Origin of the sequence: Actinosynnema sp. NPDC023794 (assembly GCF_040639675.1) — a bacterium.
Lineage (GTDB): Bacteria > Actinomycetota > Actinomycetes > Mycobacteriales > Pseudonocardiaceae > Actinosynnema > Actinosynnema luteola.
Window position 1 is genome coordinate 586,032 of sequence record NZ_JBFAFR010000002.1, and the last position, 18,900, is coordinate 604,931.

Here is an 18,900-nt window from a genome sequence, read left to right on the forward strand (position 1 = left end):
GCACTTCCTCAGTCATCATGGTGTGGACGCGACCTGTGCGACGCGGGCTGTGCCGACACGTTCCCCTGTGCCGACACGGAGGTGCCACCGTGGCGAACCCTCACCACCGCGCCGGGGCCGAGTTCCGACTCGACGCCTTCTGGCCGCGCATGCTGCCGCCCTTAGCGCGGCGCTAGACCCCCTCTGCGATCGACGACACCCCGCGCACCGCGTGGGGCGACGACCCCTTGCGCTCGAAAGGACCCGACATGAACCGACCGCGCCCCAACAAGTCCCACGCGGGCGAGCACACCACGGCGGGCCCTCCGGGCGGTCTCGCCGGCGTGCTGCGGCACGACCTGCCTGCCTCCGTCGTGGTGTTCCTGGTCGCCGTGCCGCTCTCGCTCGGCGTCGCCGCCGCGATCGGCGCGCCCCTGATGGCCGGGCTGATCTCCGGCGTCGTCGGCGGCATCGTGGCCGGCTCGCTGTCCGGCGCGCCGTTGCAGATCAGCGGCGCCGCGACCGGCTTGGTGGTGATCACCGGCGGACTCGTCGCCGAGTACGGCTGGCCCGCCACCGCGGCCATCACGCTCGCCGCGGGCGCCGTGCAACTCCTGTTCGGCTTGGCCAAGCTCGGCCGGATGGCGCTGTCCCTCTCGCCCGCCGTGGTGCACGGGATGCTGGCGGGCATCGGCTTGAGCATCGCGATCGGGCAGCTGGCCGTCGTGCTCGGCGGCGCCACGGCCACCTCGGTCCTGGACAACGTCGCCAGGGTGGCCACGGTGGAGGTGCGGTGGTCGGCCGTCCTCGTCGGCGCGCTGGCGGTGGCCACGCTGGTGCTGTGGCCGCGGGTGCCGCGCGCCTCGGTCGTGCCCGCGCCGCTGGTGGCCGTGCTGGTCGCGACGCTCGCGACGGCCGGGTTCGACGTGGCCCGGGTCGACCTGCCCGGTGAGGTGCTCAGCCAGGTCGTGCTGCCGGAACTGCCGGCCGGCGGTTTCGGCGGGATCGCGTTCGCGGTGCTCACCGTGGCCGTGGTGGCCAGCATGGAGTCGCTGCTGTCCGCGGTCGCGGTCGACAAGCTGCACGCAGGTCCGCGCGCGGACCTCGACCGGGAGCTGATCGCGCAGGGCGCCGCCAACGTCGTCACGGGTGCGCTGGGCGGGCTGCCGATCGCCGGCGGCATCGCGCGCGGCTCGACCAACGTCGCCGCGGGCGCGCGGACCCGCGCGTCGACCGTGCTGCACGGTGTGTGGATCGCGTTGTTCGTGATCGCGCTGGGCTCGGTGCTGGAGCTGATCCCGCTGGCCGCGCTGGCCGGCGTGCTGCTGGTGGTGGGCCTCCGGCTGGTGAGCGTGCGCCGGATGCAGGCGTTGTGGCGGCACGGCGAGTTCTCCGCGTACGCGGTCACGGTGGTGGGCGTGCTCGTGCTCGGGCTGGTGGAGGGCGTGCTGCTGGGCGTCGCGGTGGCGGCGTTGCGGTCGCTGCACCGGCTGACCCGCGCCTCGGTGCGCGTCGAGCAGGAGCCCGACGGCTGGCGCGTGGTGATCCGCGGCTCGCTGGTGTTCCTCGGCGCCGGGCGGCTCGTGCGCGGGCTGCGCGCCATCCCACTGGGGCAACGCGTGGTGCTGGAGCTGCACATCGACTTCCTCGACCACGGCGCGTTCGAGGCGATCGACGACTGGCGCGTCGGCTACGAGCGGCTGGGCGGCCACGTCGAGGTGGACGAGGTGCACGACACGTGGTTCAGCAAGGCCGGGAAGGGCATCCCGGCGCTGCGCAAGACACCGCTGTCGCCGTTGCCGAGGTGGTTCGCGCCGTGGTCGCACTGGCAGCGCCACCGGCACGTCACCCTGCCCCGGCCGCGCGCCGACGTGGACCCGATGATCCGCGGCATGCGCGAGTTCGAGCGCACCACCGCGCCGTTGGTCCGCCCGTTCCTGGCGGAGCTGGCCGCGCGAGGCCAACGCCCGCGGCAGCTGTTCATCACGTGCGCCGACTCCCGCGTGGTGCCCAACCTGATCACCACGAGCGGGCCGGGCGACCTGTTCTGCGTGCGCAACATCGGCAACCTGGTGCCGCTGGACGGCGACGACTCCGTGGGCGCGGCGATCGAGTACGCGGTGGAGGTGCTGGCGGTCGAGACGATCGCGGTGTGCGGGCACTCGGACTGCGGCGCGATGAAGGCGGTGGTGCACGGCTCGACGCGGCCGGGCACGCAGCTGCACACGTGGCTGAAGGCGGTCGAGCCGAGCCTGATCCGGTTCCACGCGGCCGAGTCCGACCTGCCGGTGGTGGAACGGCTGTCGGTGGCGAACGTGGCGCAACAACTGGACAACCTCATGGCCTACCCGAGCGTGCGGGAAGCGGTGGCCACGCGCTCGCTGCGCCTGGTCGGCATGTACTTCGACATCTCCGCCGCCCGCGTCTACCTGGTCGACCCCGACCACGACGGCCTGGAACCGGTCTACGCCTGATCCCTCAACCCCCTCAACCCCATCCGACACAGCGATGCAACACGGGGTGGTCGGCCCCCACCGGACCGACCACCCCGCGCCGAGCCTCGACGGCGGACCGGCCTCGGTCGGGGGTGCGTGGCCGGTCCGGCGTCGGGCTCGGATCAGGTCGGGCGGCGCTGGTGGGGCTCGATTTGCGGGGGAGGCGCGTCGCCCGACCGAGCTGGGCTAGCCGACGCTGCGCAGGTGCTTGCGGTGGTTGCCGGACGGCTCGTCGCCGCCCACCGTCAGCGCCAGCTGCGCGCCGAGGTACGCCCGGCACGGCGAGGGCGGGCGGCGGCGGAAGCGGCGGGTGCGGCAGGTCGGGCAGCGGCCGTGCTCATCGGGCGTGTGCTCGTCGAGCAGCGCCTTGATCGCGGTCACCACCCTGGGCAGCTCGCAGCGGGCCAACTCGACCGCCGTCTCGTCGTCGCCGATCGCCGCGAGGCGGACCAGCGTGGCCAGGTGTTCTCGGAGGGACCGGTCGAGCTGGCTGAAGACGGTGGTGGACACCTTCAGCGCTCCTTCCCTGGGGGCGGTGTGCTGCACGCAGCCTGTTACCGCGTCCGGCCCTCTGCAAGTTGCAGTACACGAATGGATGACGTCACTTTGCTCCGTTCGCGCCCGCCCACAGACTGGACCGCGGCCCCCGGGTCGGGGCCGTCGACGAAAGGTGTCCGGATGCCACGGGGCAGCAGCCCGACGCTGCGCAAGCGACGGCTGGTCAGCGAGCTGCGGAGGCTGCGCGAGGCGGCCGACCTCACCATCGAGGACGTCGCCGAGCGGCTGGAGTGCTCGGCGTCCAAGATCAGCCGCATCGAGACCGGCCGCGTCGGCGTCACTCCGCGCGACGTCCGCGACATGCTCTCGGCCTACGGCGCCGACCGGGCCACGTCGGAAGAGCTCGTGCAGCTGGCCCGTGACGCGCGGCGCCGGGCGTGGTGGGACGAGTTCGGCGACATCGCGCCCGGCCGGTACGTCGGGTTCGAGGCCGACGCCGAGTGGGTGCGCACCTACCAGGGCCTCATGGTGCCCGGTCTGCTCCAGACCGAGGCGTACACCAGGGCGTTGATCCGGGCCGTGCTGCCGGACGCCGCGCCGGCCGAGGTGGACCGCCGGGTGGAGCTGCGCAAGGCGCGCCAGGCGCTGCTGCTGGAGGACGACCCGTTGTCCCTGCACGCGGTCGTGGACGAGGCAGCCTTGCGGAGGTTGGTAGGCGGCCCGGAGGTGATGGCCGAGCAGCTGGCGCGACTCAACGAGGTCGGAGAACTGTCGAATATCACTCTGCAGGTGGCCTCTTTCGAGGCGGGCGGTCACGCTGCGATGGACGGTCCGTTCGTCATCCTGTCGTTTCCCGAGCAGTCGGATCCGGCCGTGGTATACATCGAAAGCCCGAGGGGTGACGTCTATTGGGAACAGCCCTCGGACGTCGCCAGGTATTCCGACATGTTCGCACGGCTCAGCGCCGAATCGCTCGACCCGGCCGCCTCGTCCGCGCTGATCGGGCGGGTGGCGCGCGAGCTCGCCTGAATCCGAGGTGAACTGCCATGCAACGCCAGTGGCGCAAGAGCACGTGGTCGTCCGCGGGTGGTCCCGAGTGCGTGGAAATCGCGCTCGACCCGAACGGCGCCGGTGTGCGTGATTCGAAGAACCGAACCCGCGGCGAGTTGGGCTTCGGTTTCGCGCAGTGGTCCCGATTCGTGGGCAGCGCGAAGAACGGCGCATTCGACACCCGGTGACCCGCCGGCCCGTTCACCTCGGGGACGTGCCGTAAGGCGCGTCCCCGACTTTCGGCCACCTACCCGTACGACCTTGGTCTGGCGGCCGGTCAGACCCCGGTCCGATGCGCCCGCCGGCGTGGTTGCGGTGGACTCCCCCTAGCCTGCACGCCGAGTGCTCGTCATGATCCACAGGGGGATGAACCATGGCCTTGCTGACCGACGCCCTGGAAGGGCTCGCCGGTCTGCCGCAGCCCGCCGTGCTCGCGGTGACGGGCGCGTTGACGTTGGCGGAGTGCACGCTGGGCGTCGGCTTCATCGCGCCGGGCGAGAGCGCGCTGCTGCTGGCCGCCACGACGGTCACCAGCGTGCCCCGGTTCCTGGTCATGTGGCTGGTCGTGTCGGTGTGCGCGGTGGCGGGCGACAGCATCGGCTACTTCCTCGGCCGCCGGTACGGTGATCGGCTGCGGGACAGCAAGGTGGTGCGCAAGCTCGGCCAGGAGCACTGGGACAAGGCCGGCGCGCTGCTGCGCAGGCGTGGCGCGTGGGCGGTGTTCTTCGCCCGGTTCATGCCGGTGGTGCGGACCCTGGTGCCCGCGTCGGCGGGTGCGTCGAAGCTGGAGTACCGCCGGTTCCTGCCCGCGTCGATCGCCGGCGCGGTGAGCTGGTCGGCGCTGCACATCGGCATCGGCTCGGCCGCGGGGGCGTCGGCGAAGTACATCGAGTCGGTGTTCAACGGGGCGATGTGGGGCCTGATGGGCATCGCGGTCGTGGTCGGCGTCGTGGTGGTGCTGCGGAAGCGGCGCAAGGCGGCCAAGGCCGGCGCCGAGCCGCGTGAGCTGGAGGAGGTGGGCTGAGTCCTCACCGGGCCGGTGACCGGGCGACGCGTCCGTCGCCGGCTCGGCGGAAGCCCGCGGAGGGGTGTGCGGGCACCGCGGCGAGGAGGTGCTGGATCGTCCGGTGCCGGAAAGGCGGCGATCTCCCCGGGAGCCCCGACCACGGCGCCGCCGTCTGCCTGTGAGGGGGCGCCGGAGGTGGTGCGTCGCCAGGCAACCGAGCCGACGTCAGCGCGCAACGCCGAAGGGGCCGTGTCCGGGGGTTCGGTCCCGGGCACGGCCCCTTCGACTGGGGGGAGGGCAATGGAGATGGGCCATCCCCTACCGGATGACCCGTCTCCGGGTGGAGAAGGGGACGAGGGCGGGCCGGCGTTCCGCCGCCGCGGGCTGGATGCCCCTTGCACGCCGGCCTGCCCTCGTCGTTCAGGGAGAGCAGCGGATGTTCCGCTGTCTGGTCCAACCTCGCTCACCGGGGTTCGCCCTGTGTGGTTGATCGGACACGCTTAGCGTAAGAATGCGGCTACAGGACGACTGGAGCCGGACTGAAGTGATCTCCTAGGCTCGGTCTGGGTCTCAACGTGTCGGCGAAGGATCGGTCGGTGGCAGACGGCGGCGGCGAGCGCTTGCGGTTCGAGGTGCTCGGCCTGCTCCGGGCGGTGCGCGGTGGCGGGGAGGTCGACCTCGGCGCCGCCAAGCAGCGTGCCGTGCTGGCGGTGCTGCTGCTGGCCCGCAACGCGCCGGTCAGCCGCGACCAGATCATCGAGGCCGTCTGGGGCGACAACACGCCGACCAGCGCGGTCAACCTGGTGCAGACCTACGTGGCCGGGCTGCGCCGCGCGCTGGAGCCCAGCCGCGCCCGCCGTGCCCCGGCCGAGCTGCTGACCTCGGTCGGCGACGGCTACCTGCTCCGGGTGGACCCCCAGCAGGTCGACCTGGACGAGTTCGAGCGCGGCGTGGTGTCCGCGGCTCGGCTGCGCGCGTCCGGCGACCTGATCGCGGCGGCCACCGCCCTGGACGAGGCGCTCGGCCTGTGGCGCGGCGAGCCGCTCGGCGGTGTCGCGGGCCTGTTCGCCGAGGTCGAGCGCGGCCGGCTGGTCGAACGCCGGCTCGCGGTGCTGGAGGAGCGGGCCGAGCTGCTGCTGCAGATCGGCCGCGGCGCGGAGCTGGTGCCGTCCCTGACCACGTTGGTCGGCGAGCACCCCCTTCGGGAACGCGGGCACGGCCTGCTGATGCGCGCCCTGTGCCAGGCCGGGCGGCAGGCCGAGGCGCTGGCCGTCTACCGCGAGGCACGCCGGGTGCTGGTCGAGGAGCTCGGCGTCGAGCCGGGCCCGGAGCTGCGCAAGCTCCAGCAGACCGTGCTGGCGGGGGAGAACCCCGAGCCCGACCTCCCGACCCGGCCGATGGCGGTGCGGCCGGCCGCCGAGTCCTCGCCCGCCATCACGCCCGCGCAGCTGCCGCGCGTCTCGGCGTCCCTGATCGGCCGCGACGACGAGCTCAAGCGCCTGGACGGCCTGCTGGCCTCCTACCCGGAGGGCGGGCTGGTCCTCGTCGTCACGGGCCCCGCCGGCGTGGGCAAGACCGCGCTCGCCCTGCACTGGGCGCAACGCGTGCGCGAGGACTTCCCGGACGGCCAGCTGTACGTCGACCTGCACGGCTACGACCCGAACCAGGAGCCGCTGGGCGCGGGCGAGGTGCTGAGCCGGTTCCTGCGCACGCTGGGCGTGCCGTCGCCCGACATCCCGGTCACGGTCGAGGAGCGGTCGGCGCTGTTCCGCACGCTCATCGCGGACCGGCGCATGGTGGTGATGCTGGACAACGCGCGCGGCTCGACCGAGCTGCTGCCGCTGCTGCCAGGACCGCCGTCGTGCGTGCTGGTCACGTCCCGCCGGCGGTTGGTCGGGCTGGTCGCGCACGCCGAGGCGCGGTTGGTCGAGCTGGACATGCTGGACCCGGACGCGTCGGTGGCCGTGGTCAGCCGGGTCGCCGGCCGGGACGCCACGGAGGCAGCGGCGCTGCGCAGGTTGGCCGTGCTGTGCGACGGGCTGCCGCTGGCGCTGCGGATCGCCGCCGCCCGCCTCGCCGTCGCGCCGACGTTGCGCGTGGCCGAACTCGTCGCCGAGCTGGACGACGAGCACGGCAGGCTGGCCGCCCTCGGCCTGGAGGACGAGGACTCCACGGTGCGCGCGGCGCTGGACGCGTCACGCCGGGCGCTGCCGCCGCTGCCCGCGCGGTTGCTGGCGCTGCTCGGCCTGCACCCCGGCCCGGACGTCACGGCGTTCGTGGTGGCCGCCATGGCGCAGGTGCGGTTCGGCGACGCGCAGCGCGCGCTGGACGCGTTGACGGCGGCGAACCTGCTGTCGGTCAACGAACCCGGCCGTTACGGGGCGCACGACCTGGTGCGCGTCTACATGCGGACGCTGGCCGCCGAACTGCCCGCGCCCGTGCGGCACGAGGCGACCAGCCGGATGCTCGACTTCTACCTGCACTGCGCGGACCTGGCCGACGGGCGGCTGCCGGTGACGCGCGGCAGCAGCGTGCGGGTGGCGCCCGAGCACGTGCCGCTGGAGGTGCCGAAGCTGCACGGCTCGGCGGAGGCGAGCGCCTGGCTGGACGCCGAGCAGGGCAACATCGTCGCCGCCGCCGAGCTGGCCGCCGCGCCCGGCTCGGACCCGGGGTGGCTGGTGCACGCCTGGCAGCTGCCGTACACGCTGTCGCGGTTCCTCTGGCTGCGCGCGGACCGGACCACGTGGCTGCGCACCACGGAGGCCGCGCTGGAGGCGGCCACCACCCTCGGCGACCCCGAGGCGAGGTTCGTGATGCTGTTCAACCTGGGCATCGCGCTGGCCCAGTTCCAGCGGATGGACGAGTCGCTGGACCGGCATCGCGAGGCGTTGGAGGTGGCGCGGGCGTCCGGCGACGTGAACGCGCAGGCCAGAGCTCTGACGGCGGTCGCGGACATGCTCGCGTTCCTGGGTCGGGTCGACGAGTCGGAGGCCTCCTACCGGGAGGCGCTGGAGGTCAGCCGGGCGGCCGGGTCGCGGTGGGCGGAGGCGAACGCGCACCACAACCTCGGGCTGCTGCACCTGGCGTCACGCCGCTACGACGAGGCCAAGACGTGGCTGCGGGCGGCGGTGACGATGTACCGCGAGGTCGGCGAGCAGTGCGGTGAGTCGACCTGCCACACCGACCTCGCGACGGTGCTGCTGGAGTCGGGCGAGGGCGGCGAGGCCGTCACGTCGGCGCGCACGGCGCTGTCGGTCGCGTCGGCCGCGGCGAGCCCGTACCACCAGGCGATGGCGCACGACCGGCTGGCCACGGTGTTCGACCGGCAGGGCCTGCCCGGCGCGGTGGCGCACTGGCAGCGGGCGCTGGCGCTGTTCACCGAGCTCGGCGCCCCGGAGTCCGACCAGGTGCGGGAACGCCTGGCGCGCGCCCGCGCCACCACCTCCGTCTGACCGCGTCCGCGTCGACCGGGGCGTTCAGACCGGTTCGGCCAGGTCCTCCTCCGCGCGACGGGGCAGCGGTGCCCGCGGTCGGCTCGGGTGGTCCGTGATCGGCGCCCGGTCGGCCGGGGCGCTGTCCGGCACGGCCTGCTCGGGGAGCGGCTGGTGCTCGTACCACGTGTAGCCGAGGAGGCCGAGGGTGCTCCAGGTCCCCGGACCGGACGTGTAGAGGGCCAGGCCGTCGCCGAAACTGTAAGTGGTGAACCCCTTGGCGAGCGGTGGACCGTCCGGTCCGATGCCGAAGACGAGCGGGAGCGGGTAGATCTTCCGCGGGCCGTAGTACTCGAGGATGTCGACGAACTTCTGGACGTCCTGGGTGCAGCCGGTCTCCAGGTCGGTGCGGTCCGGGTTGCACTTCCACTCGGTCAGGATGAGCGGCGTGCCGGCGGTGACCATGTTCGGGTTGAACGCGAGGTCCACCCGCACCCGCCTTCCCCCCTTCGCGCCCGCGGGGTACTCGCGCTGGTAGTCGAACTGCCCGTGGCGGTAGCGCAGGTAGAGCAGGTAGGTGACGAGCGCCCAGTTCTCGTAGCCGCCACCCCCGGTGAGGCCGTTGGCGGTGACGAACTCCGGGTACTGGTAGTCGAACACGTCGGTGATGCTCAGCTCGAGGAGAGCCGGCGTGAGCGAGTAGGGCATCGGTGACCTCCGACGGTGACGGCGGCGAGGTGCGGCCCCGCGCGTGATCGGGTGAGGGCCAAGGTCCCACGCGCATCCGGCCCGGAGGCGGAACGCCCCTCGTCCGAGGGTGTGTCACTCGACGAGAGCGGGATCGGGGGATCGCGCCTCACGGTGGGTGGTCGGATCGGGTCACCCCCTGGTGGTCTGGACCTATTGACACAGAGGTCTAGACCTATTTACGGTTCAGTGGCTGCGTCGTGGCCGCCGCCTCGTGCAGGAGGTGCCGGTCGTGCCCAAGAGAACCAGGTTGTCGCCGCTCGTGGCGTTGTTCGCCGCGGTGGTCGGACTCGTCGTCGCCGTCGTGTCCCCGACACCGCCCAGTGCCGCCGCGGCGGGGGAGGAGTGCCGTCCCGACGGCCTCTACCAGACCCCCGGCGTCGCCGTGCCCTACTGCTCCGTCTACGACACCGAAGGTCGGGAGTCGTTGGGAGCCGCCCACTCCCGCCGCGTCATCGGCTACTTCACCAGTTGGCGCACGGGCCGCAACGGCACGCCCGCCTACCTCGCGTCCGACATCCCGTGGACCAAGGTCACGCACCTCAACTACGCGTTCGCGCACGTCGACGCGCAGAACCGGGTCTCGGTCGGCCCCGACGGCCCGGACAACGCCTCCACCGGCATGACCTGGCCGGGTGTCGAGCTCGACCCGTCCCTGCCGTACAAGGGCCACTTCAACCTGCTCGCCAAGCACAAGAAGCAGCACCCGAACGTGAAGACGCTGATCTCGGTCGGCGGCTGGGCGGAGACCGGCGGCTTCCTCGACCCGGACGGCACGCGCAACGCCTCCGGCGGGTTCTACAAGCTCGGCGCGCAGCCCCAGTCCACTGTGGACGCGTTCGCCGACTCGGCCGTCGACTTCATCCGGAAGTACGGGTTCAACGGCGTCGACATCGACTACGAGTACGCCACCTCGAACAACCACGCGGGCAACCCGGACGACTTCTGGATCTCCAACGCCAACCGGGGCACGCTGTGGGCCGGCTACGAGAAGATCATGAAGACGCTGCGGGAGAAGCTGGACCGCGCCTCGGCGCAGGACGGCAAGCACTACCTGCTCACCGCCGCCGTGCCCGCGTCCGGCTGGCTGCTGCGCGGCCAGGAGGCCTACCAGGTCACCCGCTACCTCGACTACCTGAACGTGATGAGCTACGACCTGCACGGGTCGTGGAACCACTTCGTCGGCCCGAACGCCGCGCTCTACGACGACGGCAAGGACGGCGAGCTGGCCGCCGGCGGCGTCTACACCGCGCCGCAGTACGAGGGCATGGGCTACCTGAACACCGACTGGGCCTACCACTACTACCGCGGCGCGATGCAGGCCGGTCGGATCAACATCGGCGTCCCGTTCTACAGCCGCGGCTGGCAGGGCGTCACCGGCGGCACGAACGGGCTGTGGGGCCGGGCGGCGTTGCCGGACCAGGCCAAGTGCCCACCCGGCACGGGCTCCGACGTCGGCTCGACCACGCCGTGCGGCAACGGCGCGGTCGGCATCGACAACCTGTGGCACGACTCCACCGCGGGCGGCGCGGAGGTGCCGTCCGGCGTGAACCCCATGTGGCACGCCAAGAACCTCGAGAACGAGATCACGCCGGACTACCTGGCCCAGCACGGCTTGGACCCGGCCAACGACCCGACCGACCGGATCTCCGGCTCCTACCACCGGTTCTACGACAGCACGCTCACCTCGCCGTGGCTGTGGAACGCGGACAAGAAGGTCTTCCTGTCCACTGAGGACGAGCAGTCCATCGCGGCCAAGGCGAAGTACGTGGCGGACAAGGGCATCGGCGGCATCATGATCTGGGAGCTGGCGGGCGACTACCGCTTCGACAGCGCCAAGGGGCAGTACACGGTCGGCGACACCCTGCTCACCAAGATCAACGAGGGGTTGCGCGGCGCGGCGCCGTACGGCGCGCGGAAGGCCGCCGGCGCCACGCCGGGCCAGGTGCTGGACGTGAGCGCCACCGTCTCCGGGTTCGCGCTCGGCGACAGCAACTACCCGATCACGCCCAAGCTGACGCTGTCCAACCGCTCGACCACCACCCTCCCGGGCGGCACGAAGATCGAGTTCGACTACGGCACCAGCGCGCCGGGCAGCATGGCCGACCAGTCCGGCTTCGGGCTGCGGGTCACCGCCAAGGGGCACTCCGGCAGCAACGTCGGCGGCCTGAAGGGCGACTTCCAGCACGTCGAGCTGACGTTGCCCACCTGGCAGCCGCTCGCGCCCGGCGCGTCGGTGGACGTCGCGCTGAGCTACCAGCTGCCGATCGCGTCGCCGTCGAACGTCAAGCTCACGTTCGGCGGCCGGTCCTACGCCATCGCCTCCGACCACCCGCGCGCAGGCGGCCCGGACCCGACCAGCACGACCACCACCACCACCACGACCGACCAGCCCAGCTGCACCGTGCCCGCTTGGGACCGCGCCAAGGTCTACAACGGCGGCAACGAGGTCTCCCACCGGGGCAAGCGCTGGCAGGCCAAGTGGTGGACGCAGGGCGAGGAGCCGGGCACCACCGGCGAGTGGGGCGTCTGGCGCGACCAAGGCGCCTGCTGAGGGGTGTCCGACCTGGTCTGACGCGCCGCTGAGGCATCCCTTACCCGCCGTCTGTCACCCCTTACGGCGGCGGGTAAGGGGACCAACGCCGCAACCCACGTGAACGCCCGATGCCCGCACCCGCGCCTCAGGACGACTCTTCGTGTCACCAGAGAGAAGCGAAACGACACGAGGAGCGAGTCATGGAGTGGACGCCCGAGTCCTTGAAGGCGGAGATCGACTACCGGCAGGCCGCACTGCGCGCGGACGCGGCGGACTACCGCGTCGGCCGGCAGACCCACCCGGCGAAGCGGTCGTGGTGGCGGCGGCTCGGCCACGATGCCGGCCCGGACGTGCCAGGCACCGGAAATGGCCACCGCGACGCCGCCTGAGGTGTGACAGCATGCCTGGTGTGGCACGCATCGGTTCCGGAATCCCCTTGGTGGCGCGTAGCCGGGAGATGACCAGGCTGCGCGCGGCCCTCGACGACGCCGCGCGCGGCGAGGCGGGTGCGATCCTCCTCGCCGGCGACGCGGGCGTCGGCAAGACCCGGCTGGTGGACGAGCTGGCCGCCACGGCGGGCGACGCGCTCGTGCTCAACGGCCGCTGCCTCGACGTCGGCGAGACCGGTCTGCCGTACCTCCCCTTCACCGAGGCGTTGGGGCAGGTGCGGCAGGCCGGTCTGCTCGACGTCGCGGCCCGGCCCGCGCTCGGCCTGCTGCTGCCGGAGCTCGCGCTGCCCGTCGGCCACGACGGCGGCACGTCGGTGTCCGGCCTGCCGTCGCACCTGGTCGGGCGCCGTCCCGAGCAGGACGTCGGCCAGCTCCAGCTGTTCGACGCGGTGCACGGCCTGCTCGGCGAGCTGGCCGAGGAGCGGCCCGTGCTGCTCGTGCTCGAGGACCTGCACTGGGCCGACGCCTCCACCCGCTACCTGCTGTCGTTCCTGTTCTCCCGGTTGCGCGCGCAGCGGCTGCTCATCGTCGGCACCTACCGGTCCGACGACCTGCACCGCAGCCACCCGCTCCGCCCCCTGCTCAACGAGCTGGTGCGGCTGCCCGCCGTGCAGCGGCTCGACCTGACCCCGTTGAGCGCGATCGACGCGCGCTCGTTCGTCGCCGCGCTGGCCGACGACCTGCCCGACGACGTGGTGCTCGAGGTCGCCGAGCGCTCGGACGGCAACCCGTTCTTCGCCGAGGAGCTGATCGCGGTCGCCTGCTGCGGTGACCGCGAGGTGCCGTGGACGCTGGCCGAGGTGCTCCTGGCCCGCATCGAGGGCCTGTCGCCGGACGCGCAGCGCCTGGTGCGCGTGGCGTCGGTCGGCGGCCGGTCCGTGCGCCACGACCTGCTGCGCGACGTGGCCGGGATGGACGAGGTCGGCCTGGACGGCGTGCTGCGCGAGGCCGTGCAGCACCACGTGCTGGTGGTCGACGGCGCCGAGGTGTACACGTTCCGGCACGCCCTGCTGCGCGAGGCCGTCTACCACGACCTGCTGCCCGGCGAACGCGTGCGGCTGCACTCCGCCTACGCGGACCGGCTCGCGTCGTCCGACGACCGCGGCGCCGCCGCGGCGCTGGCCCACCACAGCCTGGAGGCCCACGACCTGCCCCGCGCGCTGCGGGCGTCGGTCGACGCGGGGCAGGAGGCGCGGGCCGCCGGCGCGCCTGCCGAGTCGCTGAGGCACCTGGAGCAGGCGCTGAAGCTGTGGCACGCGGTGCCCGCCGACCAGCGGCCACCGGGCCTGACCGAGCTGTCGCTGCTGCGCAGCGCGTCGTGGGCGGCGGGCACGGCCGGCCAGCCCGAGCGGGCCATCGCGTTCGCCCGCACCGGCACCACCGTCATCGACGAGTCGGACCCCGAGGAGGCCGCCGTCATGTGGCGGCGCTTCGCGCAGGCGTTGCAGGTGCTCGACGGCACCGAGGACGAGAAGTACCACGCGGTGGAGGAGGCGTGGCGGCTGGTCCGGGACCGGCCCGCGAGCCCGGCCCGCGCGTGGGTGCTGGCGGTGTGGGCCGCGAGCCTGCGGCACGACCGCAAGTACGTCGAGGCACGTCAGCGCGCCGAGATGGCGGTGGCGGACGGCCGCACGGCGTGCGCGGAGTCGGCCGTGGCGGACGCGTTGACCACGTTGGGCCTGCTCGACGAGCCCGAGGGCCAGGTGTCGCGGGCGCACGAGCACCTGACGGCCGCGGTGGAGTGCGCGATGCGGGCGGACGCGGTCAGCACCGAGCTGCGGGCCCGGTACTTCCTCGGCCTGCACCACTACGACCTCGGCGAGCTGGACGAGGCCGGGCGGGTGTTCGACGAGGGCGTGGCGCGGGCCAAGGCGACCGGCCTCACGTGGAGCTCGTTCGGCCTGGAGCTGCGCATCCTCCAGGTGCTGACCAGGTACTACCGCGGCGAGTGGGACGGCGCGGCGACCGCGGCCGAACCACCCGGCCTGCGGGTCTCCAGCACGGTGTCGGCGCGGCTGGCCGCGGCGGGCACGCACGTGGCGGTCAGCCGGGGCGAGTTCGAGCAGGCCGAGCGGATGATCCGGGAGCTGCGCCAGGACTGGCACCGCGACCTGCAGATCGCGCTGATCACCGGTGGCACGGGTGCGGAGCTGGCGTTGTGGCGCGGCCGGCCGGAGCTGGCCGTGGACCGGGTCGCCGACGCGATCAGCTGGTCGCGCAAGGAGGGCGAGTGGATGCTGGCCGGGATCCGGCTGGCCGCCCTGGGCGTGGCGGGGCACGTGGAGATCGCCGCGCGGGCACGGCGGCGCAAGGAGCACGCGGCCGAGGAGCAGGCCGTGCTGGCCGGCCGGGAGCTGGCCGAGTACGCGCGCACGACGGCCGAGCTGGGCAGCCCCCGCTCGGGCGAGCTCGGCCCGGAGGGGCGGGCGTGGCTGGTGCGGGCCGCGGCCGAGGAGTCGCGGTTGACCGGCGCGGGCGACCCGGACCTGTGGCGCGGCGCGGTCGACGGCTTCGGCTTCGGGTCGGTGTTCGAGCAGGCCGTGTGCCGGTGGCGGTTGGCCGAGGCGCTGCTGGGCGCGGACCGGCGCGACGAGGCCGCGGCCCAGTTGCGGCTGGCCAGCGCGGTGGCCGACGAGCTGGGCGCGGCGCCGCTGCGCGAGGCGCTCGACCTGGTCGCCCGGCGGGCCCGGGTGGCGTTGCGCGACGTCGACCCGCGCGACCGGGTCGACCCGTTCACGCCGCGTGAGCGGTCCGTGCTGGAGCTGGTGGCGCTCGGCCGCACCAACCGCCAGGTCGGCGAGGAGCTCTACATCTCGGAGAAGACGGTCAGCGTGCACCTGAGCCGGATCATGTCCAAGCTCGGCGCGAGCAGGCGGGCCGAGGCGGTGGCCAACGCGTTCGACCGCGGCCTGCTCGACCTGCCCGGACCACCCGGCGGGCAGGAGCCGTCAGACCTCGGGACTAGTGCCCGTCATCCCGCCGGTTGACCTCCGGTTCCGCCGCCGAGGTGACGCCTGCCGACCCGTCCGGCCCCTAGCTTTCTCGACATCAGCCAGACCCGAGGAATTGAGGGAGCATGTCCGCACTGGTGTCCGACGTCGGAACCCGCACCGCTGTAGCCGCCGCGAACCTGGTGAAGGTGTACGGCAAGGGCGACACCGCCGTGCGGGCGCTCGACGGTGTCAGCGTCGAGTTCGCGGCGGGCAGGTTCACCGCCATCATGGGGCCGTCCGGGTCCGGCAAGTCCACGCTTATGCACTGCCTGGCAGGCCTTGACAACGTCGACGGCGGCAGCGTCGCGATCGGCGGCACGGAGATCACCTCTCTGGGCGACAAGGAGCTGACCAGGCTGCGCCGCGACCGGGTCGGGTTCGTCTTCCAGGCGTTCAACCTGCTGCCCACGCTCACCGCCGAGGCCAACATCCTGCTCGGCCTCGAACTGGCGGGCCGCAAGCCCGACCGCGAGTGGTTCGACACCATCGTGGACGTGCTCGGCCTGCGCGACCGGCTCAAGCACAAGCCGACCGAGCTGTCCGGCGGCCAGCAGCAGCGCGTGGCCTGCGCCCGTGCCCTGGTCGCCCGGCCCGACGTGGTGTTCGCCGACGAGCCGACCGGCAACCTCGACTCGCGCTCCGGCGCCGAGGTGCTCGACTTCCTGCGCATGTCCGTGCGCAAGCTCGGCCAGACCGTGATCATGGTGACGCACGACCCGGTCGCCGCGTCCTACGCCGACCGCGTGGTGCTGATGGCCGACGGCCACCTCGCCGGCGAGATCGACAACCCGACCGCAGACTCCGTGCTGTCCGCCCTCAAGCACCTGGGTGCGTGAGCAGATGCTGCGCACGATCATCGCGGGCCTCAAGGCCCGCACCGCGCGACTCGTGCTGTCCTCGGTGGCGATCGCCCTCGGCGTCGCCTTCGTGACCGGCACGCTGGTGCTCGGCGACGCCATGAACGCGAGCCTGCGCGACGAGTTCGCCAAGGACGCGCGCAACGTCGACGTCTCCGTCACCGTGGACGGCAGCGCGTCGTCCGGCGACTCGTCCACCGAGGTCCCGGGCATCACCGCGGAGACGTTGGCGAAGATCCGGCAGGCGCCGGGCGTCGCGGGCGCCGACCCGCGCGACTTCCAGCAGGTGCCGCTGGTCGCGGCCAACGGCAAGGCGAAGCCCGCGTGGGCCGTTCCGCTGGCGAGCAACGAGAAGCTGCGCGAGTTCGACCTGGTCGACGGTCGTTACCCGACCGAGGCCGACGAGATCGCGGTCGACCAGCGCACCGCCACCACCGCCAAGCTGACGATCGGGCAGCCGGTCGTGTTGCTGGGCAAGGAGGACGCGCGGCACAGCTACACGCTCGTCGGCACGTACCAGCAGGGCACGAACCAGCTGTCGCTGGCGGGCTACGACCACGTCGGGCTGACGCCGGACGCGTTCCAGGCGCTGGAGCCGGAACGTCCGCCGTACCAGGTGGTCGCCACCGCCGCGGCCGGTTTCACGCAGCAGCAGGTGGTGGACAACGTCCGCAAGGCCATCGGTGGCACCGGGTTCAAGGTCCAGAGCGGCGAGGAGCTGACGAAGGAGACGCTGGAACGGGTCGAGTCCCGGTCGGGCGAGTTCACCACGCTGCTGCTGGCGTTCGCGATCATCGCGCTCGTCGTGGCGGCCATGGTCATCTACAACACGTTCACCATCCTGGTTGCCCAGCGCACCCGCGAGCTCGCGCTGATGCGCTGCGTGGGCGCGAGTCGGGGCCAGGTGTTCCGGGGCGTGCTGGCCGAGGCGCTGGCGATGGGCCTGACGGCGTCGGTGATCGGCCTGCTCGGCGGCATCGGCGTGTCCGCCCTGCTGCAACGGGTGATGTTCTCGTTCAGCGGCGGCGAGGGCACGGTGCTGCTGCCCGTGACGCTGACGACCGTGCTCGCCGCGTTCGCGGTCGGCACGCTGGTGACCGTGCTCGCCGCGGTGCTGCCCGCCCGCAAGGCGACCAGGGTCGCGCCGGTGGCCGCGCTGCGCAGCCAGCCCGACAGCGGCGAGGAGGTCTCCCGCACCGGTGTGGTGCGCGTGCTGACCGCCGTGCTGTTCGGGGTGATCGGCGTCGGCGCGGTGGTGTTCGGCATGGGCTTGGAGGACGAGGAAGCGGCCATGCTCACCAGCGGCGCGGGCACGATGGCGTTGCTGGCCGCGGTGCTCGTGCTGGGTCCGCTGCTGGTCGGCCCGGTCAACCGGGTGCTCGGCGCGGTGCCGCGGGCGTTGCTCGGCGTGCCGGCCAAGCTCGCCTCGGCCAACGCGGGCCGCAACCCCAAGCGCACCGCCGCGACCACCGCGGCGCTGATGATCGGCGTGACGATCGTGTCGCTGGTGACCGTGGTCGCCAACAGCGCCAAGGAGACCGCGAACGCCGAGATCGACGAGCGGATGCCCGCCGACTACACGGTGACGTCCGCCGTCCACGACCGGCCGCTGCCCAGGGAGCTGGCCGAGCAGCTGGCGGCCGTGCCGGAGGTGGCGCAGGTCGCGCCGACCACCGTCGTCTACGGGGAGCGCGAGTACTTCACCGGCATCCCGCGCGACGCGCTCGGCACGCTGTTCCGGCCGACGGTGACCAGCGGGTCGCTCGACGACCTCGGTGACGGCACGGTCGCGGTGAACGCGGAGTACGCCAAGCGCCAGGGCGTGGCGGTCGGCCAGATGGTGACGGTCGAGACGGGCAGGGGCGCGTCCCAGCAGCTCGAGGTCGTCGCGGTGGTCGAGGGCCAGCGGCTGTCCGACGGGATCATGACGATCGAGACGTCGATGCGGTTCGAGCAGGCCGCCGAGGGCTACGACAGCATCCTGGTCAAGCTCGAGGACGGCGTGGCCAACGGGCGCGCGGCGGTCGAGAAGGTCACCGACCCCTCGCCGCTGGCGGTCCTGGACAGCGCGGCGGAGACCAAGGAACAGCTGAACCAGCAGCTCAACCAGGTGCTGGCGTTCATCTGGGCGTTGATCGGGTTGGCCGTGGTGATCGCGTTGTTCGGCATCGCCAACACGTTGACGCTGTCGGTGCTGGAGCGCACGCGCGAGTCGGCGTTGCTGCGGGCGTTGGGGCTGACGCGCGGCCAGCTGCGGCTGATGCTGGTGGTCGAGTCGGTGCTGATGGCGTTGATGGGCGCGGCGATCGGGTTGCTGCTCGGCATCGGCTTCGGCTGGGTGATCACCGGCGCGTTGTCCACCGACACCATCTCGGTCGACCTCGTGGTGCCGTTCGGCCAGATCGGCGTGATGCTCGCCGGCGCCGTGGTGGCCGCGATCGTGGCCGCCGCGCTGCCCGCCCGGCGTGCCGCCAGGACCTCGGTCGTCGCGGGGATGGCCGAGGCGTGAGAGGACCCGGTGGCCCGCTCTTCTTCGGGGGAGGAGCGGGCCACCGGGTCCCACGCCGCGAGCGGGAGCAGCCGCGTCGCCCGCCGGTCCACCGCGTCCGGCCGGGCGTCGCGGCTCGCGCCGTCGGTTGGCAGTAGCAGGCGGAGCCCGAACGCCGCCGGCACCCGCGCGGTGACGAGCAGCCGGTCCTTGGTGGTCCACTCGCACGAACTCCGTCGCCCACGGGAACCACCTGGTCATGCGGTGTGCGACGCCTGGCGGCACGCCCCTGCTCGATGCCCTGACCGGAGTGCGACCGAGGTCGACCCGGCAGTGCGACGCGGGTCACAGGATTTCTCGCGAGCGCGCGT

At 72.9% G+C, this 18,900-nt stretch carries 12 protein-coding genes; 10 read left to right on the plus strand and 2 right to left on the minus strand.

All coding sequences use genetic code 11. The features are described from left to right. Positions 1-248: 248 nt before the first annotated feature. Positions 249-2,453, plus strand: coding sequence for a SulP family inorganic anion transporter (locus tag AB0H12_RS07370; protein WP_499621501.1), 2,205 nt, complete (start codon positions 249-251; stop codon positions 2,451-2,453). A 207-nt stretch (positions 2,454-2,660) separates the two neighbouring features. Here AB0H12_RS07370 and AB0H12_RS07375 read toward each other — a convergent pair whose 3' ends face one another. After that, entirely contained in the window at positions 2,661-2,984 is a 324-nt protein-coding gene (locus AB0H12_RS07375; RefSeq protein WP_499621502.1) for a hypothetical protein, read from the minus strand. Positions 2,985-3,152: 168 nt separating this feature from the next. On the opposite strand from AB0H12_RS07375, the gene AB0H12_RS07380 reads away from it, so the two are divergent. From AB0H12_RS07380 to AB0H12_RS07395, 4 genes are all read left to right on the plus strand, one after another. Beyond that, complete coding sequence (locus AB0H12_RS07380) at positions 3,153-4,001, plus strand: helix-turn-helix domain-containing protein (protein WP_499621504.1); 849 nt, start codon at positions 3,153-3,155, stop codon at positions 3,999-4,001. Positions 4,002-4,018: 17 nt separating this feature from the next. Next, entirely contained in the window at positions 4,019-4,210 is a 192-nt protein-coding gene (locus tag AB0H12_RS07385) for a DUF397 domain-containing protein (protein ID WP_268996242.1), read from the plus strand. 185 nt (positions 4,211-4,395) lie between these two features. After that, a complete protein-coding gene (locus AB0H12_RS07390; protein WP_499621506.1) occupies positions 4,396-5,046 on the plus strand; it encodes a DedA family protein in 651 nt (216 codons plus the stop codon). A gap of 578 nt (positions 5,047-5,624) precedes the next feature. Then, complete coding sequence (locus AB0H12_RS07395) at positions 5,625-8,480, plus strand: AfsR/SARP family transcriptional regulator (protein WP_499621508.1); 2,856 nt, start codon at positions 5,625-5,627, stop codon at positions 8,478-8,480. A gap of 24 nt (positions 8,481-8,504) precedes the next feature. On the opposite strand, the gene AB0H12_RS07400 is transcribed toward AB0H12_RS07395, so the two are convergent. Then, on the minus strand, positions 8,505-9,167 hold the full coding sequence (locus tag AB0H12_RS07400) for a hypothetical protein (RefSeq protein WP_499621509.1): 663 nt from the start codon (positions 9,165-9,167) through the stop codon (positions 8,505-8,507). A gap of 271 nt (positions 9,168-9,438) precedes the next feature. Here AB0H12_RS07400 and AB0H12_RS07405 point away from each other — a divergent pair, with 271 nt between their 5' ends. The 5 genes from AB0H12_RS07405 (at position 9,439) to AB0H12_RS07425 (ending at position 18,550) form a co-directional block, all read left to right on the plus strand. Next, positions 9,439-11,760: a chitinase C-terminal domain-containing protein gene (locus AB0H12_RS07405; RefSeq protein WP_499621511.1), complete on the plus strand. Its 2,322-nt coding sequence runs from the start codon at positions 9,439-9,441 to the stop codon at positions 11,758-11,760. Positions 11,761-11,942: 182 nt separating this feature from the next. After that, positions 11,943-12,131: a hypothetical protein gene (locus tag AB0H12_RS07410; RefSeq protein WP_499621512.1), complete on the plus strand. Its 189-nt coding sequence runs from the start codon at positions 11,943-11,945 to the stop codon at positions 12,129-12,131. Positions 12,132-12,142: 11 nt separating this feature from the next. Then, positions 12,143-15,178, plus strand: a complete 3,036-nt coding sequence (locus AB0H12_RS07415) for a helix-turn-helix transcriptional regulator (protein ID WP_499621514.1) — start codon at positions 12,143-12,145, stop codon at positions 15,176-15,178. 89 nt (positions 15,179-15,267) lie between these two features. Beyond that, complete coding sequence (locus AB0H12_RS07420) at positions 15,268-16,020, plus strand: ABC transporter ATP-binding protein (protein ID WP_499621516.1); 753 nt, start codon at positions 15,268-15,270, stop codon at positions 16,018-16,020. Then, positions 16,013-18,550, plus strand: coding sequence for an ABC transporter permease (locus AB0H12_RS07425; protein WP_499621517.1), 2,538 nt, complete (start codon positions 16,013-16,015; stop codon positions 18,548-18,550). The genes AB0H12_RS07420 and AB0H12_RS07425 overlap by 8 nt, the downstream gene beginning before the upstream one ends. The last annotated feature ends 350 nt before the right edge of the window (positions 18,551-18,900 follow it).